This window comes from Photorhabdus kayaii (assembly GCF_025384895.1).
GTDB classification, from domain to species: Bacteria; Pseudomonadota; Gammaproteobacteria; order Enterobacterales; family Enterobacteriaceae; genus Photorhabdus; species Photorhabdus kayaii.
Genome location: NZ_JAJAFZ010000018.1, coordinates 1 through 23,123 on the forward strand (window position 1 = coordinate 1; position 23,123 = coordinate 23,123).

At 39.8% G+C, this 23,123-nt stretch carries 20 protein-coding genes and 1 riboswitch; of the genes, 8 read left to right on the plus strand and 12 right to left on the minus strand.

The features are described 5' to 3' along the window. The coding region (locus LGZ98_RS08975; protein ID WP_262977989.1) for a lysis protein at positions 1-270 on the plus strand (270 nt) is incomplete at its 5' end. Positions 271-358: 88 nt separating this feature from the next. Here the strand turns inward: LGZ98_RS08975 and LGZ98_RS08980 are convergent. Beyond that, positions 359-754, minus strand: a complete 396-nt coding sequence (locus LGZ98_RS08980) for a VOC family protein (protein ID WP_113040896.1) — start codon at positions 752-754, stop codon at positions 359-361. 685 nt (positions 755-1,439) lie between these two features. Here LGZ98_RS08980 and LGZ98_RS08985 point away from each other — a divergent pair. The 4 genes from LGZ98_RS08985 (at position 1,440) to LGZ98_RS09000 (ending at position 7,262) form a co-directional block, all read left to right on the plus strand. Continuing rightward, a complete protein-coding gene (locus LGZ98_RS08985; protein ID WP_262977990.1) occupies positions 1,440-2,585 on the plus strand; it encodes a polysaccharide export protein in 1,146 nt (381 codons plus the stop codon). Then, on the plus strand, positions 2,585-3,013 hold the full coding sequence (locus tag LGZ98_RS08990; protein ID WP_112879068.1) for an arsenate reductase/protein-tyrosine-phosphatase family protein: 429 nt from the start codon (positions 2,585-2,587) through the stop codon (positions 3,011-3,013). The genes LGZ98_RS08985 and LGZ98_RS08990 overlap by 1 nt, the downstream gene beginning before the upstream one ends. A gap of 196 nt (positions 3,014-3,209) precedes the next feature. Further along, complete coding sequence (locus LGZ98_RS08995) at positions 3,210-5,357, plus strand: polysaccharide biosynthesis tyrosine autokinase (RefSeq protein WP_228903060.1); 2,148 nt, start codon at positions 3,210-3,212, stop codon at positions 5,355-5,357. A 537-nt stretch (positions 5,358-5,894) separates the two neighbouring features. Further along, positions 5,895-7,262, plus strand: a complete 1,368-nt coding sequence (locus LGZ98_RS09000; RefSeq protein ID WP_113040899.1) for an alanine/glycine:cation symporter family protein — start codon at positions 5,895-5,897, stop codon at positions 7,260-7,262. A gap of 45 nt (positions 7,263-7,307) precedes the next feature. Here the strand turns inward: LGZ98_RS09000 and LGZ98_RS09005 are convergent, their stop codons facing one another. From LGZ98_RS09005 to LGZ98_RS24230, 3 genes are all read right to left on the minus strand, one after another. After that, on the minus strand, positions 7,308-8,792 hold the full coding sequence (locus LGZ98_RS09005) for an aldehyde dehydrogenase family protein (protein WP_113040900.1): 1,485 nt from the start codon (positions 8,790-8,792) through the stop codon (positions 7,308-7,310). Between the two features lie 33 nt (positions 8,793-8,825). Further along, positions 8,826-8,993, minus strand: a complete 168-nt coding sequence (locus LGZ98_RS09010; RefSeq protein ID WP_158536468.1) for a hypothetical protein — start codon at positions 8,991-8,993, stop codon at positions 8,826-8,828. Between the two features lie 290 nt (positions 8,994-9,283). Further along, the gene (locus LGZ98_RS24230; protein ID WP_387488908.1) at positions 9,284-9,505 is read right to left on the minus strand and encodes a hypothetical protein; all 222 of its coding nucleotides are present in this window, start codon (positions 9,503-9,505) and stop codon (positions 9,284-9,286) included. Positions 9,506-9,880: 375 nt separating this feature from the next. On the opposite strand from LGZ98_RS24230, the gene LGZ98_RS09020 reads away from it, so the two are divergent. Both LGZ98_RS09020 and LGZ98_RS09025 read left to right on the plus strand, forming a co-directional pair. Next, positions 9,881-10,213 (plus strand): DUF6694 family lipoprotein, encoded by a 333-nt coding sequence (locus tag LGZ98_RS09020; protein WP_113040901.1) that lies wholly within the window; start codon positions 9,881-9,883, stop codon positions 10,211-10,213. 186 nt (positions 10,214-10,399) lie between these two features. Next, a riboswitch (M-box (ykoK) riboswitch) is annotated at positions 10,400-10,571 on the plus strand. 74 nt (positions 10,572-10,645) lie between these two features. Beyond that, positions 10,646-11,716: a magnesium transporter gene (locus LGZ98_RS09025; RefSeq protein WP_113040902.1), complete on the plus strand. Its 1,071-nt coding sequence runs from the start codon at positions 10,646-10,648 to the stop codon at positions 11,714-11,716. A 908-nt stretch (positions 11,717-12,624) separates the two neighbouring features. Here LGZ98_RS09025 and pssA read toward each other — a convergent pair. From pssA to LGZ98_RS09040, 3 genes are all read right to left on the minus strand, one after another. Next, positions 12,625-13,980 carry a CDP-diacylglycerol--serine O-phosphatidyltransferase gene (gene pssA / locus LGZ98_RS09030; RefSeq protein WP_191214699.1) on the minus strand — a complete coding sequence of 452 codons (1,356 nt, stop codon included), beginning with the start codon at positions 13,978-13,980 and terminating at the stop codon, positions 12,625-12,627. Then, positions 13,980-14,189, minus strand: a complete 210-nt coding sequence (locus LGZ98_RS09035) for a hypothetical protein (protein WP_262977991.1) — start codon at positions 14,187-14,189, stop codon at positions 13,980-13,982. The genes pssA and LGZ98_RS09035 overlap by 1 nt, the downstream gene beginning before the upstream one ends. A gap of 79 nt (positions 14,190-14,268) precedes the next feature. Next, positions 14,269-16,911, minus strand: coding sequence for a bifunctional acetate--CoA ligase family protein/GNAT family N-acetyltransferase (locus LGZ98_RS09040; RefSeq protein ID WP_262977992.1), 2,643 nt, complete (start codon positions 16,909-16,911; stop codon positions 14,269-14,271). A 323-nt stretch (positions 16,912-17,234) separates the two neighbouring features. Between LGZ98_RS09040 and LGZ98_RS09045 the strand changes: the two genes are divergently transcribed. Continuing rightward, positions 17,235-18,251, plus strand: coding sequence for a tRNA/rRNA methyltransferase (locus LGZ98_RS09045; RefSeq protein WP_262977993.1), 1,017 nt, complete (start codon positions 17,235-17,237; stop codon positions 18,249-18,251). Positions 18,252-18,298: 47 nt separating this feature from the next. Here the strand turns inward: LGZ98_RS09045 and emrB are convergent, their stop codons facing one another. The 5 genes from emrB to LGZ98_RS09070 form a co-directional block, all read right to left on the minus strand. Continuing rightward, the gene (gene emrB / locus LGZ98_RS09050; protein ID WP_390904662.1) at positions 18,299-19,837 is read right to left on the minus strand and encodes a multidrug efflux MFS transporter permease subunit EmrB; all 1,539 of its coding nucleotides are present in this window, start codon (positions 19,835-19,837) and stop codon (positions 18,299-18,301) included. Between the two features lie 17 nt (positions 19,838-19,854). After that, entirely contained in the window at positions 19,855-21,039 is a 1,185-nt protein-coding gene (gene emrA, locus LGZ98_RS09055) for a multidrug efflux MFS transporter periplasmic adaptor subunit EmrA (RefSeq protein ID WP_113040905.1), read from the minus strand. Between the two features lie 230 nt (positions 21,040-21,269). Next, positions 21,270-21,797 (minus strand): transcriptional repressor MprA, encoded by a 528-nt coding sequence (gene mprA / locus LGZ98_RS09060; protein WP_112878058.1) that lies wholly within the window; start codon positions 21,795-21,797, stop codon positions 21,270-21,272. A 129-nt stretch (positions 21,798-21,926) separates the two neighbouring features. Beyond that, complete coding sequence (ygaH, locus tag LGZ98_RS09065) at positions 21,927-22,265, minus strand: L-valine transporter subunit YgaH (protein WP_113040906.1); 339 nt, start codon at positions 22,263-22,265, stop codon at positions 21,927-21,929. Next, entirely contained in the window at positions 22,262-23,020 is a 759-nt protein-coding gene (locus LGZ98_RS09070; RefSeq protein WP_113040907.1) for an AzlC family ABC transporter permease, read from the minus strand. Before LGZ98_RS09070 ends, ygaH begins: the two co-directional genes overlap by 4 nt. Between the last annotated feature and the right edge of the window lie 103 nt (positions 23,021-23,123).

The following is a 23,123-nucleotide window of genomic DNA, read 5'->3' on the forward strand; positions in this document are numbered from 1 at the left end:
CTGGATAATCAGCATACAAAGGAACTTGCTAATGCCAAATCTGAAATTGATGTTCTGCGCAATGATGTTGCCGCTGGTCATCGCCGGTTGCGCATCGCGGCCACCTGTCATCAAGGCCAAACCGGCTCCTCCGGCAGCGTGGGCCATGCAGCCACCCCAAGACTTAACCCGGCAACTGAACAAGATTATTTCGATCTCCGAAGAATGATTGTTGAAAATGAACAGCAAACGAAATACTTGCAAGAATATATCAAAACTCAGTGTCAATAGCTGAGTTTTGATAATGTTATTGCGTAATGTAAAACAACGTAGGTGTGGGTTGGTTATTAGGGCAAGTATGCTTAAGATCGATTAATAATCAAACAAGGAATACTGTGTTTTGTAATACAACCCGATAACCATCAATATCTTCAAATGTTTTACCTTCAATATCCCAATATGGGTTGTAAGAGGGGACTGCAATAAAGTCAGCGTTTTCCATTAATGATATCTGATCTAACCATTCTGAATGGTCTGGTATATAGAAGGCCAATAAATTGTCCTGTGTGGGGGATCTTCCTACTGTTGTGCCACGATGATGCGTAAATTCGAGATGCCAGAGATGATTTGGATGCCCTAGAATGATGCCATCAAAATTTTCATGATTTTCGAATTGCTCTAGGAGAATAAATCCTAAACCTCGGCAGTACATTTCAGCAACTTGAGTTAAATTGTCAGTTGGCCTGGCGATTCTTAGTATAGTAGATTTTTTCATGGTAATCCCAGTTGATAAAGTTTTTGTGGAATATGTCCAATTCTCAGATCTTCTACTGCTATATAAAACAACCGGTAATGGTAGTTGATAAACGTGAAAAGTACAAAGTGGTGATTTTTAAAGTTAAAACAATCTAAAAATATCCGATACTACCAAGCTATTATTTATAATATGACTAAATTTAGGGTTTTATAATTGGGATTGTTTGATAAATTGATTGTTTGTTTTTTTATTTTTGTCACCATTTCAAGCACCAAAGTCGATGATATGAACACGGATTTGATGTAAGTAGGTATGTGTTTTCTGCACAATGTCATCGAGAGTATGTATTTGGTTTCGATAAATTCTGATAAATATCCTAACTATCCTAACTATCCTTTATTTGATAGGTCTGTTCTTACTTTCTGTTTGTAATAATACCTTATAAAATATATTAAATAATAGAATAATTAATGAATTTACTACCTATTATTTAATGGTCTGAATTTTTCAAAGCTATTAAGTTGATTTCTATTGTTTTTACCAAGTGATATGACCAGTAGCCTGGAATCTTGCGGCTCTTAAGCAAAATCTTTATATTATATTATATCTTATTATATTATAATCTAGTTTTGTTAGGGAGATTATAATTAATACTATTTTCTGTATTCTTTTTTGTTTATTATTTTTTAAGGATAAATTTCTTATGAATATTAAGGAATTAATTATAGTTCTGGCATTGTTCGGTTCTATGCTATTAGGTGGTTGTACTGTTATACCTGGGAGTGGCCTTACTGTTTATAATAAAGAAATAATCAATGATGATGATAGTAACTATGATATTAATAATTTGGTAAATGTTTATCCGGTAACACCAAAATTAATTGAAAATTTACGAGTGAATTCTGCTATTGCTCGTCCTAATCCTGAATTAGATAAAGAATTACAACAGTATGAATACCGTATTGGTGTGGGGGATGTCATTATGGTTACTGTTTGGGATCATCCTGAATTGACAATACCGGCAGGACAATATCGTAGTGCTAGTGATACGGGTAACTGGGTGCATTCTGATGGGACGATTTTTTATCCCTATGTTGGTAAACTTCATGTGAAAGGAAAAACGGTCACTCAGGTGCGTACGATAATTACGGATAAGTTATCGAAGTACATCGAATCACCTCAAGTTGATGTCAATATTGCTGCTTTTCGTTCACAAAAAGCCTATGTAACAGGTGAAGTTGCCAGGTCTGCCCAACAACCTATCACTAACGTTCCTTTAACTATTATTGATGCGATTAACCATGCTGGCGGCTTAACCGAAAATGCTGACTGGAGGAGGATCATTTTGACTCATAAGGGAAAAGAAACGATTATTTCTCTTCAAGATTTGATGCAAAATGGTGATCTGAAGCAAAATCGTCTGCTCTATTCTGGCGATATCTTATACATTCCTCGTAATGATGATTTGAAAGTGTTTGTTATGGGGGAAGTCAGAAAACAAACCACTCTACGTATGGATCGCAGTGGAATGACGTTGACCGAAGCATTGGGTAATGCTGAAGGTATAGATCAATTATCAAGTGATGCTAATGGCATCTTTGTTATCCGCTCGCTGCGTAATGAGCCTGATAATAAGGGGAAAATAGCCAATATTTATCAGCTCAATGCTAAGGATGCGACGGCGTTAGTCCTGGGAACTGAGTTTAATTTGCAACCTTATGATATTGTCTATGTTACTAGTGCGCCAGTCGTTCGCTGGAATCGGGTTATCAATCAGTTGGTGCCAACGATATCAAGCATTAATAGCCTGACTGAAACAACTAAATGGATTCGTAAGTGGCCGAATTAATGTTCAATTCTATTCTGATTGTTTGTGTGGGCAATATCTGTCGATCGCCAACAGGAGAGCGTTTATTGCGGCAACTATTTCCTCAGAAAGAGATTTATTCTGCGGGAATATCGGCTTTAATTGGTAAACCTGCAAATGAATTCTCAAGTAGGGTTGCGGCTAGACATGGATTATCCTTAGAAGGGCATATAGCACGCCAACTAACCAGTGAATTATGCCAGAAGTCAAGTTTGATCTTGGTTATGGAAAAAAAACATATTGAGGCTGTAAATAGGATAAATCTAGGGGCAAGGGGGAAAACAATGCTTTTAGGTCATTGGTTAAATGAAATGGTAATCCCCGATCCTTATAAGTCTGATATCGAGGTTTATGAATATGTGTATCAGTTATTATTTAATAGTGCTAATAGTTGGTTAGGAAAATTATAACTTATATACCCTATGGATTTCAAGATGCATCGCGACGGCAAGGGAACGAATCCCCGGGAGCATAGATAACTATGAGACCGGGGTGAGTGAGTGCAGCCAACAAAGAGGCAATTTGAAAGATGACGGGTATAAGTATTTTTATATTATGGGTTTGCTGTTCTTCATTACTTATCAATAAAGTAATTATAGGCTTTTTATGACTACATCAGATAAATCAAGTCACACTCATACGGATAGTGATGAAATTGATTTAGGCCGTCTTCTTAGTGCCTTATTCGATTATCGCTGGGTGATTGGTGGAATTACCCTATTGTTCACCGTTATTGGCCTTTGTTATTCCCTGATTGTGACTCCGATATACAAGGCAAATGCTTTATTGCAGGTTGAAAAGAGAAGTAGTGCATTGACTTTAATTGGCGACATGTCGGATATGTTTTCTGGGAAACCGTCAGATATATCGGCAGAATTGGAGTTATTAACTTCCCGAATGATATTAGGAAAGACAGTAAAGGAGCTAAATTTGGATGTTCAGGTTACAGCGGATTATTTTCCTGTGATAGGTAAGGGCATTGCCCGTCTTCGTGGTATACCAAAGCCTGATATTGTTATTAAACATTTTACAATATCACCTGAATATATTAATAAAGGGATAAAAATATATGTTGACAATGCAGAAAATTATCGGTTGTTTTTTGACGATCAGGTTTTCCACGGACAAGTGAACAAAGTATTTGATACCGATGGTATAAATTTGCTTATCTCAAATATTTCAGCTGCTCCAGGGCAAAGTTTCACGTTGGTTAAACGGGGACAATTGGGTGTTATTCGCGGGCTGCAACAAGCTTTGCGGGTAAAAGAAAAAGGTAATAATACCGGTATTATCTTGCTTGAAATAGAAGGTGATGATCGTGCAAGAATAAAATTGATACTGGATAGTATTGGTAAAAATTACTTGCAACAAAATGTGATAAGAAAGATGGAAGAGGCTGAAAGTAGCCTTAATTTCTTAAAAAATCATTTGCCTAAAGTTAAAATTGAGCTCAATCGTTCTGAAGAATTGCTTAATCAATATCGTCAAGCGAATGAATCTATCGATTTATCACTTGAAGCAAAATCGGCTCTGGAGACATTGGTCCAAATTGAGAAACAGATTAATGAATTGACTTTCAAAGAAGCTGAATTACAGCAGTTGTATACCAAACAACATCCCGCTTATGTTGCGTTGCTTGATAAACGTAAGACTTTGGTTGAGACCAAAAAGGGGCTGAATCAATCAATCAAACGGTTACCTAAAACACAGCAGGAAATTTTACGTTTGACCAGAGATGTTCAAGTTGACCAAGAAATTTATGTGCAGTTACTCAATAAACAGCAAGAGTTGAATATCGTGAAAGCGGGGACAGTGGGTAATGTGCGTATTATCGATGAAGCTATTGTAGAAAGCTCAGCGGTAAAACCGAAGAAGTTATTGATTATTGCATCGATGATGGTATTGGGATTTATATTGTCGGCTGGGTTGATTTGCATACGAGTCATGTTTCGTAAAGGCATCGAAAGCCCCGAACAATTGGAAGAAATCGGTGTTTCCGTTTACGCTACTATTCCACTATCTGAGACTCAGATCAAACTTGATCAACAACAGAAAAAGCAAACTCATTGTCAGAAATTGCGGTTATTAGCTATTCAAGATCCCACTGATTTAGCTATTGAAGCATTGCGTAGCCTTAGAACAACCTTGCATTTTTCAATGATGGAATCTGCAAACAAAATTATTCTTCTTTCAGGTTCTGCTCCTGAATTAGGAAAGTCTTTTATTTCAGTAAATCTTGCCGCTGTATTGGCATTAAGTAATAAACGCGTGCTTTTAATCGATGCAGATATGAGAAGAGGTCGTTTACATAAAATCTTGGAAAGTCCTCAATCTATGGGGCTTTCTGAATATTTGTCTGGTCAACATCAGTTAAAAGGGATTATTACCAGAACGTATCTTACTGAGCTTGATTTTGTCAATCGAGGTGCTATTCCGCCAAACCCGTCAGAATTACTTATGCATAATAGACTTAAAGAATTATTATCTTGGGCAGAAGAGCATTATGATTATGTCTTGGTAGATACTCCTCCTATTTTGGCTGTAACTGATGCTGCGATTATTGGGAGATATGCAGGAACTTCATTGTTAATTGCACGTTATCATAAAACAAGGGTTAAAGAAGTTAATGTTACTATTCGCCGATTTAGGCAAAATGGCATTCATATTAAAGGTGTGTTGCTAAACGCGGTAGAGAATAAGTCTGGTCTCTATTATGATTCTAGCGGATATTATCAATACAGTTATAAGGTATAAGGTATAAGGATTGATCGCCTTTTCTCCGGCTTATGAGGCCGGAGAAATTTTATCAATGCGCTCTTATTTTCTTTGATATGTTTCTTAATAATGAGTCAGTTCGGATAGTGGTTTGTTTAAAAGGAAAAACATGATAGGTAGAGCGAGTAAGATATTCTCAGAAAAATCGCTGATAATTTATACTCAATGATTTATTTCTTAAAAAATTGCTTTTAAAAATAATATTAATCAGTTCATTAATTGATAAAAATCGGAGTATAAAGAATAATGTTTTGTTTTTATTAGTTTAAGTAATTAAATATTCTAGTAAGTTATTTTGATTAAGGGAGCGGTTTATACCTAAATATTTTTTAATGTATTGGGCGTGATAAATTTTTGAACATTCTAATCTTAAAATTCTATCAAGTGATATCACTCACAAGTATCAAATCTTTTTCCATTTTTACGAAATTTTTTCTCGCATATTTTCTATAAATATTCTTTATTAAGTTGCTGCGAATATGTTGTTATTTTGTTATGAAACATCCGAGGGAATATATGGGATTAATCACAGAATGGCTGAGTGCTATTAACGGGGTAGTATTGGGAGTACCGATGATGATCGGTCTTTTGGGGGTTGGGTTGTTCATGCAGCTCCGCCTCTCTTTTCTGCCTATACGTAAATTGGGAACGGGTTTTAAATTACTATTTGAGCGTAACCATCAGCGGGGAGAAGGGCAGATATCGCCATTTAACGCACTGATGACTGCGCTTTCTGCCACCATAGGAACGGGTAATATCGCTGGCGTGGCTACCGCAGTTGTATTGGGTGGGCCAGGCGCACTGTTTTGGATGTGGATAACTGCATTAGTGGGCATGGCAACCAAATATTCAGAGGCAGTACTGGCAGTCCGTTTCCGTGAGGTTGACAAAAACGGTCACTATGTTGGTGGCCCCATGTATTACATAAAAAACGGTTTAGGTAAAAAGTGGGCCTGGTTGGGGACGTTGTTTGCGGTATTTGGCAGTATTGCTTGTTTCGGTATCGGTAATACCGTACAGGCGAATTCTGTTGCTGATGTGCTGCAAAGTAACTTTGGCGTTTCTACCATGGTAACGGCCGTCGTATTGGCAATTCTAGTTGGTGCAGTGCTTATCGGGGGTATTAAACGTATTGCTGATGTAGCAGGTAAATTAGTGCCATTTATGACGGTTGCCTATCTTGCTGCCGGGATTATTGTTCTGGGGATAAATTTCAGTGAAATTCCCGCTGCATTTGTTCTGATTGTTAAATCTGCATTTACACCTGTTGCGGCGCAAGGTGGCTTTGCGGGCGCAGCAGTGTGGGCGGCAATTCGTTTTGGTGTAGCTCGTGGCATTTTCTCTAATGAAGCGGGATTGGGAAGCGCGCCGATTGCTCATGCAACAGCTAAAACTCAAAACCCGATTCGCCAGGGGTTGATCGCTATGCTAGGTACTTTCATCGATACTATTATTGTTTGCTCCATCACTGGCTTAACTATCGTCATTACTGGTGGTTGGTTGAACGGTCAGACAGGTGCGACACTGACAGCGACTTCTTTCGCTATGGCGATTCCTGGTGGCAACTATATTGTCGTGGGCGCTCTGGTAATATTTGCCTTTACCACAATTCTTGGCTGGAGTTTCTACGGTGAAAAATGTACTCAGTATCTATTTGGGCAAAAAGCCATTACGCCTTTCCGTGTAGTATGGATTATTGCTTTGATGGTAGGTGCTACTCAGTCATTGGATTTTGTCTGGTTATTGGCGGATACATTGAATGCGATGATGGCAATACCGAACCTGATTGCATTAGCATTGTTAAGCCCAGTTGTTTATCGGCTGACGAAAGAACATATTAAAGATGTGAATGCAGATAGTGTTGATATTAAAGAAAAAATTTGAATAAAAGCCTTCCGTTTGGAAGGCTTTTCTCATCACTGATTGAGATTATTCTTCACTGGTTTTGATATAGATGTTTTTGACCTGAGTGTAAGCATCCAACATCATTTTGTGTGTTTCTCTGCCAATGCCTGATTTTTTGTAGCCACCAAATGGGGCGTGAGCTGGCAGTTCATGGTAAGTGTTAATCCACATACGGCCGGTTCTGACAGCTTTAGCTACGCGTAGTGCTCGGTCGATATCTTGTGTCCAGACAGCACCAGCCAGGCCATAATCAGAATCATTTGCCATTCTGATGACGTCTTCTTCTTCGCTGAATGGTATGACGGCCAATACAGGGCCAAAAATCTCTTCGCGTGCGACTCGCATGTCATTAGTGACATCGGTAATGATGGTTGGTTGAATAAAGAAACCATCGTCATAACCTTTTCCAGTAATGCGTTTACCACCCGTGAAAATGGTTGCACCCTCTTCTTTCGCAATTTCCACGTATCCGAGAATTTTTTCCATTTGTTCCTGGCTGACTTGGCTTCCCATCTGAGTTTCTTTTTCCAATGGATCACCAACCTGGATGGATTCGAATTCTGCTTTCAGCGATTTGAGGAATTCATCATGAATATCTTTATGCAGGAACAACCGGGAGCCTGATTCACACGCTTGACCCTGATTCAGCAAAATAGCTCTGGCCGCATATTTTACTGCTTTTTTCATATTGGCATCAGGGAAGATAATATTGGCTGATTTACCACCAAGCTCCAGTGTTGCAGGGATCAGCTTTTTGGCTGCGGCTTCGGCCACGGTATAACCTACTCTGGTGGAACCAGTGAATGCCACTTTTTCGACATCTTCATGATCCAGAATGGCTTGACCAACGACTGAACCACGACCTGTAACAATGTTAACCACCCCGGCTGGCAGGACTTTATCCAATATTCTGCCCAATTCAAGCAGAGTGATTGATGTCAGTGTTGCCGGATTAATAACAATGGTATTGCCCGCTGCAAGAGCAGGAGCCAGTTTCCATGCTGCCATCAGTAGTGGGAAATTCCAGGGAATTACCTGTCCGACAACACCAATGGGTTCACGGATCACCAAGCTAAGTGTATTGGTATCCAGAACTGAAGCTTCATCGGTATGGGAACGGATCACCCCCGCAAAATAGCGGAACTGGTCAATGCTGGCGGGTAGATCCATATTCAGGGATTCATGTAATGGTTTGCCAGTATCCAGTGATTCAAGGATGGCAAAACGTTCTTGTTCTGCTTCTAGTAAGTCAGCAATTTTCAGCAAAGCTGATTGTCTTTCGATTGCGGAGGTTTGACTCCAGGCGTGGAAGGCTTGTTTTGCAGCGCTGACAGCAAGATCGACATCTTCAGCATTACCGGATGCATATTCAGCCAATAGTTCTCCTGTCGCCGGGTTATAACTTTTGGTCGTTGCTTTGGATACACTATCTACCCATTGCCCACCAATAAGCATTTTGTAGGATTCAACGGGCAACATCTCTTTCTCAATATCATGTAATCGTTTCATTAACATACTCCGAGTACTTTGGTTTAAGAATAGTTACATAAAGAATCTATTTCGTTGGATTATTTTATTTTTCATTTTTGTTAGTAAAGAGCGAATGATTCCTCGCAGATCATCCATATAATCTGGTTTCTGTACCTTGTCTATATACCCGTCATCTTTCAAGTTGCCTCTTTGTTGGCTGCACTCACTCACCTCGGTCACATAGTTATCTATGCTCCCGGGGATTCGCTCCCTTGCCGTCGCGATACATCTTGAAATCCATAGGGTATAGTTTCATTATGTGAATATATTTGTGTTTTATATTTATTACTTAACCGAATTTACCTTGTCATGTTTTATATTTTTTTTGGCATCAACTATAGTAGATTACAAAATAATAGATGTCTATTAGCGTGTTATATAAAATATTAGGTATATTAACGAACAGAAATTATAAGTAAAGGGTGCGATTAAATATCTGTTGGAATATACCAACGGATTGAAAGGCAATATTATTTTGCTGTAACCCAGAATACCCCGTTACCATCAAGGGAGGTAAAAGTTTTATGCAGATATAGGCTGTCAGCTTGTGGATCGATATCTTCAAATAATTTCGGAGGCAGGAATTTAGCAAAGATAACCGGGATACCCGCTTTTTCCAGTAAGATGATGGTTCCAACTACATTATTGGTCTGAATATCGGCAGTTACTGTGATCGTATCTGGATCTGTCATGTTGTCGGTTGATTGGGTGTTTTAAGCATTTGGTCGATTTGGCAGAAAGTCGTTTTTTATGTTGTCGAAGAAATAACAAATGATCGGATTTTGGCATCGTAGCTGCTAACCACAAAGATAATTATTCTGGAATAACATGATGAGAAATTTCATTTTATTTGCTATTTTTTATCAATTTGGCTAATTATATACCCTATGGATTTCAAGATGGATCGCGACGGCAAGGGAGCGAATCCCCGGGAGCATAGATAACGATGTGATTGGGCTGAGTGAGTGCAGCCAACAAAGAGGCAACTTGAAAGATAACGGGTATAAACGGTTTATTGTTTCTGCTTCTGTTATTATTCCCTTGTTTAATATTCTGTGGTGATGAATATGAAAAGATTGTTAGTAATTTGTTTATTAGGATGTGTATTAGCTGGCTGTGATAGCCAACCTAAAATGGATGCTTCTAATGAAATCGCGTTGAAAGCATCCATTGAAAAAGTAAGAGATAGGCTACCTGATGATAAAAAAGTGAAGTTTGATGAATCAATTCAATCGGCTATGTTTAATAGTATCGATTTTAATGATTTGGTTAAATCAGGTTCTAATAATGACATGAAAGAATCGAAACAAAAGTTTTATAAATTGCTGGATGGTAAAACGGCTGACCAATTGATTGCTGAAGTTGAAAAAATTGAGTCTAAGAGATCAAAAAATGAATAACTCCTTCATAGGATTATTCTCATTAAACGGCGAGAGGTGGAAATTTATGCCGTTTTTTTATTATCATCATAAACTTAAATGAAACTTAAATAAAACTTAAATAAAACTTAAATGAAAATTAAACAAACTAACTTTCAATTTTGAATTATTACGACTCTTGTTTACAATGTGCGCCGCATTCTAAGTGCAGTATCTCGTTAGGCGAGGCTCCTATACAAACACAGGTTGCTGATCTGACGACGTCGAGAGACGCCCAAGATTAGGACAGGATATATCGAACCAAGGTATATCCCCATGTAACTTTCTGATAACTCAGGATACGTTGTATAGTGCTAAAACCGAGACGTAGAGATAGTCGTTGCATTCTCTCATCTGGTTTCGCCCCTATGTGAGTGCTGTTTGAAGTTCACAACAGTAATAGGGACCAACATCATGAAAGTCACATCCCATGAAAAAATGGATGCATTAGCGATTGCTAATCATTCTATTAATGAAATAAATGCTGATCAGCAGCGGAAACATCGATTGAAAAATGAAGAGACAACGGTCAGCGCATATATGAGCCAATGTTTCATTTCTGTATCTGTTGCTGATTCTGTTTTGTCGGTAAAAAGTCATTTGATTGATCAGCTTGAAGGTGAGCAGATCCCAACTTACCTATATGTTATTGATGCTGAAGGCTATCTTAATGGCATATTACCGGTGAAAGTGTTATTCACTGTAGCCGATGATTTATTTGTGTCAGATATTATGAGGCAAAGCTATTTTTCCGTATCACCGGAACAGTCGCGTCATGATGTTTATAATTTGATAAATCACAGTGGTATGGATAGTGTCCCGGTTACTCATTTTGGCAAATTGGTTGGGGTACTACGATCACAGGATATTGCTGAGTTGGTTGAAGATGAAAATACGTTGGATGCTCATTTGCAGGGGGCAACTTTACCTCTGGAGCGGCCTTATCTTAGTACCAGCCCAATAACATTATGGCGTAAGCGTGTCGGGTGGTTATTATTACTATTCGTTGCAGAAGCTTATACCGGTGCTGTGCTTAAAGCATTTGAAGATCAATTGGAAGCGGTAATCTCTCTCGCATTTTTCATTCCGTTATTAATAGGAACGGGGGGCAACAGCGGGACGCAAATTACCTCAACTTTGGTCAGAGCAATGGCATTGGGGGAAGTGAGTTTGCGTAATCTATGGGCTGTGTTACGTAAAGAGATTTCCACTTCATTTTTAGTTGCAATAACGATAGGTTTTGCCGCGCTTATCCGTGCCTGGGTATTAGGTGTCGGTATTGAAGTGACGATTGCTGTTAGTTTGGCCATCATTGCAATCACCCTCTGGAGTGCCATTGTTTCTTCCATTATTCCAATGGTATTGAAAAGGCTATCTGTTGATCCGGCTGTTGTATCTGCTCCTTTTATTGCCACGTTTATTGATGGTACAGGGCTGATTATCTATTTCGAAATAGCGAAATTAGTGATGACAGAACTCGTTTAAAATTACCAATAAGATGCCCATATTTATTGGGTATCTTATTGATTTAAAAAGAGTTTAATATATATTTTCATCTGTAATGGTAATTAAAAATTCTTGGTTTTCTGTTTATATTGTTAGATGAAAGAATGTTTTTTAATATCTTTTTATTAGGGGTTTAAATAGGTTTTTTATTTAAATTAACTTAATGTTTTTATATATTTAATTTTGGGTTTAATTATTAGCTAATATAAATAAAATGAACGGATTTAATATGGTTAAATAAATTGAGTTATTTTCTGTTTTAATGAATTTATTTATTTAATTTGTAATTAATCGATATTATTTCGATATATTTTTAAATGGTTTATTTTTAATTTAAAATTTACTTGTGGTGATAAAATAGGTGTTTTTATGCCTGAGGTTTTAATAAAATTCTATTTTACCCCAGGCATAATTAGTGACGCGCGTTATATACCCGTCATCTTTCAAGTTGCCTTTTTGTTGGCTGCACTCGCTCACCCCGGTCACATCGTTATCTATGCTCCCGGGGATTCACTCCCTTGCCGTCGCGATCCATCTTGAAATCCATTGGGTATATAAATGAATGAAATTGGGAAAAGGAATTATATATATTAAACTTTAAATCGGTATATGATTAATAAGATATTCCGAGCAGAGAAATAACATTTCAAAATAGAATATTTGAGGATTGTAATTCGATTAATTTTTTGTTGAAAATAGAGTGTTAACAGAATTGGTTGTTTTATATTTTTTTAATCTATAAATCTAGATTTACGTACTTTTGAATATTACTATTATTTAAACAAAGTTGAGATTTATCAAATTAAAGTTAGATGGTAAAAATCTCCCGCGATTATTCAATATCAGGAGATTTGATTTAGAAAAGATAATTCGCTTTATCGATTCAATTAAAGAATACGACTAATCAGTTTGTCTACCCGGATGCGACGTAAGCGGCGGATAAGTTTACGTACTTTGACTGGGTAAAGCTGGATGCTGTCCAATTCCTGATAATCACTGACAACCGTAGTATAAGTACGGATACAGTGCAGTTCTTTTGTACGTTGCTCCTGCATTTCTTTATGAGGATCGTGGATAAGAATGGCATTTTCTAAATCCAGTCCCCAGGCACGAGGATTAAGATTATTTCCTGTAATCAATTGCCATTGATTATCCACCCAAACACCTTTTAGATGGTAGCTATTATCACCATCTTTCCATAACCTGATAGTCAGTTGATTGTTGTCAACATAACGCTGTAGTCTACTGATGAAACGGCGCAGATTAATTTCATATAAATAGGGCAATGCACCGATAATTTTAAATGGTTCTTCCGGTGGAATATAAAAATCGTTGGCAGTTTTATCGCCAACAATAATTTCCACATGTTTACCTTTACGAAGTAGATGAACAATCCGTCGGACAATGATGGCTGGAAGATTAAAATACGGAGTGCAAATAATCAGCTTTTGTTCTGTGCTGGCGATCAGATGACTAATGGTTTTATTTAGTAGATTTTTCTTTCCCAGACCGGCAAGTGGAGTGACAGATAGTTCGTCATTCGTTGCCTGATTATTTATTTTATAGGTAGTGTGCCGCAGAGAAAAACGTAATTGACGGATCAAATTTTTAATTTCAGGAATACGAGGACGGTTTTTACAATCCAGTTTCTGTACGGCTCCTGTAGCGATAATGTAATTATCAACAAAGTGTTTCATTATTTCTGCAAGTTTTGCATTGTGAAGCAAGTGGTAGCGATCATAACGGTATTTATCATGTTGGTGGAGATAAACATCATTAATACTTGCTCCGCTATAAACCACAGTATCGTCAAAGATAAAACCTTTTAAATGTAAAACACCCAGTGCTTCGCGGGTATTTACAGGTACACCTAGTACCGGAATTTTCACATCAGGATAAGCTTCTGCCATAGAACAATACCAATCGGCATTCGTTACCATTGCAGCCGCACCAATTCGTCCACGTTGTGCTCGATGCCAGTCAACGAGCACTTTAATGTCCAAGTCTGGGCGTTGTTGTTTAGCTGTATAAAGTGCATTAAGGATATCTTTCCCTGCATCATCATTTTCCAGATAGAGGGAGATGATATAAATATGTTTTTCAGCGTTAGCAATTTTTTCCAGCAGGGTGCTGCGGAACACTTCAGGTTGATAAAGTGTTTTAACATCAGCAACTGACTGAGGTAGCTTAGGCAGTTGTGCAAGGTGTTGTTGATGTTTAGCTTGTTTGAATTTAGACAACATCACAGTGCGCTTTTTCTCTTATGTTGGATGGCTAAAAGACTATTATACCCGTCATCTTTCAAGTTGCCTCTTTGTTGGCTGCACTCACTCACCCCGGTCACATAGTTATCTATGCTCCCGGGGATTCGCTCCCTTGCCGTCGCGATCCATCTTGAAATCCATAGGGTATATGTAAAGCAATGAATCAAATGATCTGGCGATAATACCATTAGTCTGGCTAATTGTGAGCATGATTTAACGATCTAATGCCTAATGATGCAAGTCTGTGCGGTTCATCACGTAGTTGATTCAGAGTTCAAGGGATAAGTTTACAATGCTATCCTCAAATTGAACATCTATGGTAAATCCCAGTTTTTTAGCCAGTTTTATCATAGTACGGTTTTCTGGCATGGTGATGGCGTTGAGGCGGCTTATGCCATGTTCTCGTGTATAGTTAATCAGTTTTGTCATAAGTTGATATCCAAGTGTGATCCCTTTTAAGTCAGAACGCACTAGCACAGCGAATTCTGCTTCGACATTATCAGGGTCAGCTATGGCACGAGTAACCCCGATAATTTCTGGGGTCGTTTTAGGATGTCGTACGGCAACAAATGCCATTTCACGGTCGTAATCAATCTGAGTCATATTTGCCAGATCATCGTGTGTGAATTCGCTGATTTCACTAAAGTAGCGGTAATAGAGATCTTCTTTCGTAACCTGGCCGATAAAATCTTTCAGCAACGGTTCATCTTCTGGCAGAATCGGACGTAGCAGGCATTCTGCGCCCCCTTTGAGTTTTATAGTTTCTTCTAGTTCGCTTGGATATGGACGGATAGCTAATCTAGTTCGTGGATCACCGTCTATCGAAGATAATTCCATTGATACATCCAATAATGTGAATTCATCGCCAGAAGCCAGTAATGGATGAATATCTAGTCGTACAATTTGCGGGCAATCAAGTAACAGATTAGATACCTGAACTAACAGTCGGCTGAGTGCCAGTACATCTAATGATTGAGGCGCTCCCCTGAGCTTAATTTTTCTACTTTTAATCGCCTGAATAACCAGATATCGCGCTAACGCCATATTAAGAGGTGGCAGCGCAACGGCTGCTTGTGTTTCCTGTGACCACTCAATACCTCCTTCACCTAACATAATCAGTGGGCCAAATACTTCATCTTGTTCAACCGCAATTCGTAGCTCTTGTGCACCAGCACGGTTTGCCATGCTCTGAACTAATAGTCCTTGAATTCTTGCGTGTGGGAAATTCTGATTGACACGTTCGATAATCGCTTGAGCAGAAGCCTTGACCTCATTTGCATTTCGCAAATAGAGCATCACTCCCTGAACTTCTGATTTATGCGGGATATCTGGCGAGCGTAATTTCAACGCAACAGGATAACCGATCTGTTGGGCAATATTGACTGCTTCATCACTGTTATGAGCAATCCATGTTGGCAATGTATTGAGACCATAAGCTTCCAGAATAGGTTGAACTTCATGAGTATCCAGACGAGAATTTCCCTGTTCCAGAGCCTGTTGTATGCACTGATGGGCACGTGCTGTGTTAGCTGTGATGTTTGCTGGTAGCGCGGGTGTTTCTGTTAATTGTTTCTGATTGCGGCGATATTCAACCATGTGCATGAAAGCAGTAATCGCGCCTTCAGGGGTGCGATAAGTTGGAATACCTGCTTCACTGAACAGACGGCGGGCTTCTTGTGAAGAGTATTCACCGCACCAATTGGTAAAGATAGTTAGCCATTTTCCCCGTGGGTGTTTGCGGATTGTTTCAATGACTTTGGTTGCGGTTTGAATACCGGGAGCAATTGCGCTAGGAGAGTGAATAAGTAACAGAGCATCATGGTCGTGGCTATCTAGTAACGGTTTTAACGCAGCGATATAACGTTCCACCGTGGAGTCATCTTTTAAATCTAGCGGGTTATGTAGGGAGATAGTTTCTGGTAGTTGTGTTTTTAATGCCTTTGTTGTCTCTTCACCTAATATTGCGAGCTTACCGTTACGGCGGAATAACGCATCCAGCGCCATTGCGGCTGGAGCAGCACCATTGCTGACGATAAATAGCCGTTCTCCCCGTAAAGGTGACATATGGCTTAACGTTTCTACAGCAGAAAACATTTCATGTGTATCTTGCACGCGTAATAACCCTGCTCGCTGAATTGCTGCATCATAAGCCGCATCCAGATTTTGTTGTTCACCAAGTAATTTCTGTGCCCGCTTAGTACGGCCGCTTTTAACCACCAAAATAGGTTTATTGCGGGAGGCACTTCTAGATGCTGAAAGAAAGCGACGGGCATCATGAATATGCTCTAGATAGAGCAGGATAGCGCTGGTTTTACTGTCACGAGCCAGAAAATCAAGCAGATGATCGATATCGATATCTACACTGTCACCTAATGCTATAAAGTAGGAAAATCCGACTCCCCGGTGTTTTGCCCAATCAAGAATCGTATTTGAGACTGCCGCCGATTGAGAAATAAAGGCCAATTTCCCTTTGAGTATTGGAACCGGAGAAAAGCTGGCATTCAGCCCTTGCCAGGGGGCTAATACACCTAAACTGTTTGGCCCAAGTAGTCGGATACTATAGTGCTGGCAGCACTGCTTTAGTTCAGCGAATTGGGACGTTGGTGAAGAAAGGATAATCACCGTTTTGCAACCCAACTGCCCCAGTTGTTCTAAACATTGCAAATTACGGCGGTGATGAGTACAAATAACAGCCAAGTCTGGTGTAATCGGTAATTTATCTATTGAAGGGTAAGCTAAAACCCCTTGAACAGAACGGCTATTGGGTGTAATCGGTAGTATTGGTCCGGCAAAGCCTCCTGCAAGCAAGTTACGCATCATAACTGAACCCGCTCGTTCTGGTTTTTCTGAGGCACCAATTACCGCAATGGATTTAGGGCGTAATAAAGCTTCAAGTCCGCGCTGGCTCATCAGGAGGCTCCTTATTCGTGGGGTTAGTCGATAACTGTAGCGGATTTCGCAAATTGTTGCTGTGATTTACGCTATCGGATGCAGTTGCTGAGAAGTAATTAAATTGCCAGTTTGTTGCAAAATAGTACCAAGCTGTAGCTTGAATATCTTCGGTGGGGGGCTGTTTCAACAGGTAGCCAGATTGTGCCTTCCATAGCAAGTACGGCATGTCTCGCCGAAAGCAGGAAAATTAAGGGCGCATTTTAATGGATTATAGTTGTCAGAGGTAGCTTAAGATGCGCACATCAGGTAATCTTCGCGCCATAAAGCAGTTGGAGAAACGAATGAACGATTCATACAGTGGTAAAAATGGCAAAGTCAAAGTGATGTATGTCCGCAGTGAGGGCGATAATGACAGCCGTAATAATAACAAACGTCCATCTGGTAAGGGACGTGATCAGGGTCAGCGTCGTCGGGACAATGAGCGAACATCCCGTTCTCCGCGTGCCAATGAGCGTGAAAGATCGCCTTGGAAAACAGTGTCACGCCCTGAGAGTGATTCTGTAACGCCAATGCATGGTGGTATCAGTGGGAAAAGCCAGATTGATCCTGAACAGCTCCGTCGTCAGCGAATGGAAGAAACTCGGATTTATGGCGAAAATGCTTGTCAGGCGATGTTTAAAAACCGTTCTGAAGCGATAGTTCGTGCATGGTTCGTTGAGTCAGTGACACCACGTTTCCGCAATGCGCTGAAATGGATGGCTGCTAATCGTAAAGCCTATCATGTTGTGGATGAGGCTGAACTGACAAAAGTGTCAGGTACTGAACATCATGGTGGTGTTTGTTTTCTGATTAAGAAACGCAACGGTTTGGATGCAGAGACCTACTTGAAAGATGCTCCAGTAAAGGATTGTGTTTTGGCTCTTGAAGATGTGGGTAATCCTCATAACCTTGGCGGGATTATGCGAAGTTGTGCACATTTCGGTGTGCAAGGGGTGATTTTGCAGGATGTGGCCTTGCTGGAGTCGGGCGCGGCTATTCGTACAGCAGAAGGTGGTGCTGAGCATATTAAAGGTATTGATGCTGATAGCTTGGTCACTACGCTGAATAACTTTCGTAAAGCGGGTTACACCATTGTTACGACATCCAGCCATAAAGGTAGTACCGCTTTAGCTAAAGCTGAATTACCGGAAAAAATGGTTCTGGTACTTGGTCAAGAACGCGATGGTTTGAGTGACAGTGCTTGGGAACATGGTGATATGAGTTTGTTCGTCGGTGGGTCGGGTTTGGTTGAAAGTCTGAACGTTTCTGTTGCAACTGGCATTCTGTTAGCTGAATGGTGGCGACAGAATAAAGCTTGATTAGGAAAAGCGGGAGCTGGAGTGCTCCCGGTTTTGCCATTTAAGATTCAGTGGGCTCCGCCCATGCCTTTTTTACTTCCTTGGGTAAATGGTGGCCTGGCTAGCCAGACGAGCATAATCAAAATCAGGAATACTCCGGCTGAAAGCCAAAAAATTTCATTGGCTGAGATTATGAGTCCTTGATGGGTAACTTCTTTTGCTAGATAAGCAGAAATTTGCTGGTTATTCATGCCTAATTCCGATAATTGTTGATAGATCCGTTGAGTATCGGGACTATAAGGATTGATATGCTCAGTAAAATGGGAATGATGCATTGACTCGCGTTGGGTCCACATGGTTGTCGTTAGTGATGTGCCTATTGAACCCGCCAGTGTTCGAATAAAATTCGATAAACTGGATGCAGATGCCACTCGCTCTGCCGGCAAGCCGGAAAGGGTAATGGTTGTGAGTGGCATAAAGAAACAGGCAATAGCAAACCCCTGGATAAACTGAGGCCATGCGACTGCGGCAAAATCCATGCCTGGTTCGAATGTATATGCACGCCAGTAATAACAGATGGCATAAACAACAAAACTGAATGTCACTATGTAGCGCATATCTGCTTTATTGCTGAATTTACCAATCAGTGGCGAAATGATTAGTGGCAACAATCCTACCGGTGCTGATGCAAGACCTGACCAGGTTGCTGTATAACCGAACACTTCCTGTAATAACTGAGGTAATAACACAATTGTGCCGAAATAGAGCATATAAGCTAAGCTCAAACAGAAGCAACCAATGGTAAAATTGCGCTCTTTAAACAGTGATAGGTCAATAATTGGGCTATTATCGGTCAGTTCCCATACCACCAGAAATGCTAATGAGATGATTGCGATAACGGTCAAAACGATAATTTCTGTAGAATTAAACCAGTCCAGTTCTTTCCCCTGATCTAGCATAATTTGTAAACAACCAACGCCGACCACTAACAACACGAGTCCTATTGTGTCGATAGGTTTAATCTCTGTTTGGGTTTCACGCCCTTTCAGCGTTTGCATAGTAATCAGAATAATCGCTATACCAACAGGAACGTTGATAAAGAAAATCCATCCCCAATGGTAGTTATCACTGATGTAGCCACCCAAAATAGGGCCGAAAATTGGCGCGATGATAATCGTGATTGACCATAATGCCAACGCCATATTTCCTTTGGCTGGTGGATAATTGTTCAGTAGTAGACTTTGTGAAAGGGGAATAAGAGGACCCGCAACTAATCCTTGAATAACCCGGAAGAAGATTAGCATACCAAGACTGTTGGAAATACCGCATAACCAAGAAGCTATGGAAAATAGAGCGGTTGACCAGATGAATAACTTAACTTCGCCGATGCGTTTTGCCAGCCATCCAGTAATTGGGATAGAAATCGCATTGGCAACCCCGAAAGAGGTAATTACCCAGATCCCTTGAGAATTTGATGATCCTAAGTTACCTGAAATCGTGGGTATCGCTACGTTAGCAATGGTAGAATCTAACACTTGCATGAACGTTGCCAAGGATAACGCAATGGTCATCCATGCAAGTTTGGCACCTGTAAGCGGCTGTCTCATCACCTTGACCTCCGATATTATTTTCCAGCATTACTATTAGTAATGTCATTAACTATTTTATTGGCAGGAGACATATCTATTGTCAGAGCAGTGGTGTGATAAGCTGATTTAGTGCGTGTTCTATCAGACAGAACGGGTCCATCAGGATTCGTAGTATCTACTCTGACTTTAGTCGAGAGGCCGATGCGTAATGGGTATTTTTCTAGTTGTCCAGGATTAAGCTCAATGCGGACGGGTAAACGTTGTACAACCTTAATCCAATTACCACTGGCGTTCTGAGCGGGTAATAAAGAGAAAGCGCTGCCGGTACCCATATCAAGGCCAGTGATTTTGCCGCTAAATACTCTGTTTCCACCATAGAAATCGCTGGTGATTTCCACGGGTTGACCAATACGCATACCAGAAATTTGTGTCTCCTTGAAGTTGGCTTCGATCCACATATCGTTTGCCGAAATTATCGCCATCAGTGGAGTATTTTTATTGATTTGTGCACCAACTTGTACACTACGGCGTGAGACATAACCATCGATTGGGCTGACTATTTTCGTGCGTTGTAACGCTAGCCAAGCATTACGGACTTCCGTTGCAGCTTGTTCAATAGCCGGTTGCTTCTCTAAAGGTGTATCCAGGACAATTGCTTGATTAGCGTTGTATTGTTCAATTGCAATATCTAGAGCAGCTCGGGCGCTGGCGACAGCTTCCTGTGCATGTTGTAGCTCTTCTTTACCAATGACTTTTTGAGCGCTAAGTATTTCACGACGGCTAAGATCATTTTGAACTTTAGTTAATTCGGATCTGCGTAGCGCGATGTTAGCCTGATATTGTTTGCTGTTAACTATCTGTTGATGAGTCTGGCGAACGCTGTTAGCTAATGTTGTTTTTGCTTTTTCTAATGCTAATTCTGCATCACGGGGATCGAGCTGTACCAATATACTACCGCTTTTCACAAAGTCAGTATTATCAAAGTTAACTGTGATTACAGTGCCAGCAACTTGCGACATGATCTGAACTTGATTACCTGTAACATAGGCGTTATCTGTTTCTTGATGGTGGCGTGAAATGAGAAACCAATAGAAAAAGTAGGCAACACCGAGCAGGGTAAAAATAAGGGTTAATAACACTAAGGCACGACTGCGTTGCCTTTTTTTGCTACTGGTTGGATCTTGTGCCACTTGTACTTCTATTGACTCATCTGCACTCATAGTAACTCCCCATGCTTGTTGTTTATCTTCTAGTAATACTATTTTTAGATCACTTTCCAGTAGCGGTATAGATCACTACTGGAAAGATGAATGACACAGGATCCAATGTTATCGAAGAATAGTCGTTAGCTTTTTGCAGAAAATATCATCTTGGCTAACTGGAAAATTTTTTCGAACAATTGAACCAAGAAAGTATTGTTTGGATAAAAATTGATCGATTAAACAACAAGCTATTTTTTGATACAATCGCCCATTGTATCAAGTCTGACCAGTAATTTTCTCATTAACTTTTCTAACTGTTTTTGTTCCTCCTGGTCAAGGCATGACCAAAGTCTTCTCAGGCATTCATGTTGAGGTGGAAGCAAATTATTTAAAAATTTTGTACCTTGTTCTGTCAGATGAAGATGAAGGCAACGGCGGTCGTTATGACTTTCCTTTCTTTCAATCCACTCCTGCTTTTCTAATTCATCAGCAATACGCGTGGCGTTAGTACGGGAAGAACCTAATGCGGCACTTAATTCTGATGGTTGGATGCTGTGGCTTTCTTTAGTATCAAGGATCATCAGGGCCATGAACAAAGTTTCATTGATACCTTGAGCTTTCAGCATATTGTTACGGTTTTCAAGCAATTTACTTTGGACGTGCATTGATAACCTAGTCAACAGGATCTCTTGATAAGGGATATCTTTATTTAATTTGGCTTGCTGTGCTGCACGAATATTCAGTAATTCTTCGGTAGGCGTAAACGAACTTTCCATTATTTAGATACCTTATTAGTTTCAACTGGTAAGATAACTTTTGTTATCAAACATCCAAATGGTATATTAAAAGATAAATTTAGCAATTGTAGTTATTTGTTATCATCATATTTCTTTTGATATTGATACCTAATTCATAAATATTTTGAATGTTAGTCCAAAAAGTAGCGCACCAAATAGTGTTGCGAGTATAATTTGCTTTGTTTTGTAAAAGACTAAACAGATGGTCAGACAACCTATGAGGGTAGGGAGTAGTTTTTGACTCTCTCTCATCACATCAGGTACACCTGATACAATGAGTAAAGAACAAATGGATGCAATACCAATACTGTCAAGAATAATGCTTGTTTTTCCACTTTTCCTGCCGGCAGATTGGCGTGCTTTCCCAAATCGTAGTGGCAGATAGCGAAATGAAAAGTTAGCTAACCCAACAAATAGTCCAATGAGCAAAATCTTGCTATCAATCATGGTGTTTCCTTTTGTTCAGAAGAGTCATTGCAATTGTTTTGTGGTTGTAACAGTGCCGCGATACAACCACCGACAATACCTGCCAGAATAGCAATTGGAATTGAGAAAAATGTAATCCCTAAAAGTGCCCCGGTTAGTGCGGTTGCAACACAATAACTATTTTGCTTTCTACAAGAAGCAAGAAGAAAACTGAGAAACAGTGCTGGTAACATGAAAATCATGGCAGCTTCTACAGCAGGATAGGATTCCAAATAACCGTTACCAAGAAATGCGCCGGCTACGGTACCTGCGACCCAGGCCAGCCAGGAACAGATGGCAATAGCAACCATCCAATTTTCACTCCAGCTCCGGTGGTTCTTAATGAGTTTTGCAGTAGCGGCGGCAAAAACTTCATCTGTCAGGCCGAAAGCCCAGATAACGGTTTTTTTCTCCGTTAACTTATCTTTGATACGGTGCCTTAAAGATGGACCATAAAGAATATGGCGGACATCCATTGCCATGATTGTTAGGGCAGAAATCCATAATGATGTACCCGCACTCAGTAAAGCTGTGATGACGAACTGGCTTGCACCGGCGTAGATGATGCATGAAAAGAAAATGGCTTCTATTGGGTTGAAGCCAAGTTTGACAGCATTGAGACCAAAAGCAAAGGCGACGGGAATATAACCGATAACAATGGGTAAACTGTCTATTATTCCTTCAGTAAAAGAAGATTTTTTACTGGCTAAGGGGGATGATGTATCAGAAAAAGGCATAAAATCTATCTGGTTATATGAATGTTATATAACATTAACAAAAGGAAACCAAATAGAAAATATCATCCCTAACAAATGTTTCATAAATGTTTTTATTTAAGCA